The organism is Kistimonas scapharcae, from assembly GCF_039540975.1.
Classification (GTDB): Bacteria; Pseudomonadota; Gammaproteobacteria; order Pseudomonadales; family Endozoicomonadaceae; genus Kistimonas; species Kistimonas scapharcae.
This window is the reverse complement of sequence record NZ_BAABFL010000038.1, coordinates 1-2,341: the sequence shown is the minus strand read 5'-3', so window position 1 is coordinate 2,341 and position 2,341 is coordinate 1. Positions and strand designations below refer to the sequence as shown.

3 protein-coding genes are annotated in these 2,341 nt (G+C 55.4%); 1 reads left to right on the top strand and 2 read right to left on the bottom strand.

Translation table 11 applies throughout. The features are described from left to right. Together ABD892_RS02610 and ABD892_RS02605 are read right to left on the bottom strand one after the other, a co-directional pair. Nucleotides 1-420: LexA family protein (locus ABD892_RS02610; protein ID WP_345193550.1), on the bottom strand; the 420-nt coding region annotated here is incomplete at its 3' end. 698 nt (nucleotides 421-1,118) lie between these two features. Beyond that, nucleotides 1,119-1,559 carry a regulatory protein RecX gene (locus ABD892_RS02605; protein ID WP_345193548.1) on the bottom strand — a complete coding sequence of 147 codons (441 nt, stop codon included), beginning with the start codon at nucleotides 1,557-1,559 and terminating at the stop codon, nucleotides 1,119-1,121. A 272-nt stretch (nucleotides 1,560-1,831) separates the two neighbouring features. Here ABD892_RS02605 and ABD892_RS02600 point away from each other — a divergent pair, with 272 nt between their 5' ends. After that, nucleotides 1,832-2,116: a DUF3144 domain-containing protein gene (locus tag ABD892_RS02600; protein ID WP_345193546.1), complete on the top strand. Its 285-nt coding sequence runs from the start codon at nucleotides 1,832-1,834 to the stop codon at nucleotides 2,114-2,116. Nucleotides 2,117-2,341 lie beyond the last annotated feature (225 nt).

Here is a 2,341-nt window from a genome sequence, read left to right as displayed (position 1 = left end):
TCGCAGGGGATGAATCACATGGATAACCACACCCCAGACATCCAGCGTGGCGTCGCCGTCCAGGGCAATAGGTGAATAGTCGGGGTTTTCGGAGTGGAGCGCCACACGGCCATGCCTTCGGTACAACCGCTTGACCAGCAGTTCACCGTCCAGCAAGGCTATGATGATATCGCCGTCCCGGGCGGTCAGGGCACGATCGATGATCAGCAGGTCGCCGTCATGGATACCGGCTCCCAGCATGGAGTCCCCCTGCGCCCGGGCAAAAAAGGTGGCCGCCGGATGCTCAACCAGCAGCTGGTCCAGAGAAAGACGGTCTTCCAGGTAATCCGCCGCCGGGCTGGGAAACCCGCAGGCCGCCGGGCAGGCATAATAGGGGTGTTTGGCTGAGGTGGCCGCTACCTTGACCAGAGGTGGCTTCATTGTCGAAAGCATCCATACCTGTATTTATATCCAGTATAGTTATCTGGCGGGATGATTCTGTCAATACGGGCCATTGCCGTTTGTGGGTTGACCGAGGCACCCAAGTACCGGAATACTGCTCCCCCAAGGAAGCAACATGATGGAGAGGAATCCCCGGTGTCCCTAACAGTCTGTGATGAGTGCAATCATGTCATATCCACGAAGGCAGAATTCTGTTTAGGCTGTGGCAACCCGATCCGGGGTGACCGGGAACGAAAAAAGCCCGATGGCTGAAATGGCAGATGCTGATGGCCTCATTCGGGTTATCCGTTGGCGTTGTCTCCTGTGTCCATCATGTTTCATCTGCCATGCCGGCAATGAATGAAAGCACGACCAACTATCCCGCCGGGTTGTCATTCCTTTTCCTGGGGTGGTTTATCGTTTCGAGATTCCGGCTCTGGCTGCTTGGCCGACGTTGATAAAACCGGCCAGGCTCGCTTAACTAAAGAATGAAACGTGGGCCATCTGGAAACTGCAAACAGGTGGACAGTCCCGGCGGGCGGTGGGCTGATCATGAAAAACACCCGCAACGCGAGCCTGATCACACCTTTAAGCTCGTACCGACGGGTGATCGCGTCGCCGACCGGCGTTATGGTCAGCAGTCAAACCCGCCCTTAACGGCGGGTTTTGTTTTGGCTGACAGAACATCCCACCCTCTGTCAAAACAACTCCGAAACAATCCCGGCGGGAAATCCCCGGTACTGAAGAAAACGCATCTGTTTGGCTTTCTCCCTGGCATCCGCCGGCTGCCCATCACCAAATTTACGTAGCCGAACCGCCTCTGCCCGTTCAAACCAGTCCACCTCCGCCTCCTCAAGTGCCAGACTGACGGTTTCCGAGTCCACGCCCTTCTGTCTTAACTCCTGACGGATCCTGACCGGCCCATGCCCACGGCCAATCCTGCTGCGGATAAAGTTTTCGACAAACCGGTCATTGCTCAGCAAGCGTTCTTCCTCGAGCTGATCCAGTACCGCGCTGACCAGCTGCTCATCATCACTGACCAGCTGCAGCTTCCTGTCGAGGGTTTTACGGGTGTACTCACGCTGGGCAAGAAGGCTGATGGCCGACTGTCGCAGCATTTCAGCGGTGACCTGTTTCATGGAATGTGCAACTCCGGAATCGTGTGGGGAAGGCTAACTTAGCAGATATCGGGTTATAACAACCGTCTGTTTTTTTAAACGTCATATCATGAGTGTTCAGTTAGTTAGCCGCTCTACCTGCAATGACAGTAAACACGCCTTCCATAATGGATAACATTGATGATGCCTGCTGCAGTCGCAGCTTTTTAAATGGTCAACATCAGCCGACATTCGATCGGCAAAAAAGGCTGCAGCAGGCATCTCTCAAGCTATTCCTACAGGGAGGAGTGATCATGAAGCCGCTGACTGACGAGGAATTCTTCGCTATCGTAAACCACCTGCTCGCCATCACCTACCGCTACGCTGACACCAGTGAAATCGCCCTTTCAACCTTGGGCAAAGCCATTCTGACGGCCGCTGCCCATTTCAACGCCCACATGGTCGCCTCGAACGACGAGCCGTCTTGTACCGAACAGGATGAGGCCATCGCCAGCCTGACCGAACAGTACCATCAGGTGCTTCGGGCCAGGCTGGATTTTTACGAAAGCCATCCCCCAGGGGAGCAGCGCCAGCCTTGACTTATCCCCCATCCGATACAGCAGGCTATCAATCCAGATACCCCTGCTGTCAGGCTGTGGTTTTCGACTTGCCTGTCGCGACACACCGTCTAATGTGTGATGACCGGCGGGAATAGCGTACCCACTGCCTTGCAGCCCACGCATTCCCGGCATTCTGGCCACACAGGGAGGAGTTCCACATGGCAAAAACACAGCAGGAAAAAATCGTCGATGCCTTCAAGGCGC

Coding starts and splice junctions, on each gene's coding strand:
- ABD892_RS02605 (WP_345193548.1), bottom strand. CDS start 1,559: ATGAAACAGGTCACCGCTGAAATGCTGCGACAGTCGGCCATCAGCCTT.
- ABD892_RS02600 (WP_345193546.1), top strand. CDS start 1,832: ATGAAGCCGCTGACTGACGAGGAATTCTTCGCTATCGTAAACCACCTG.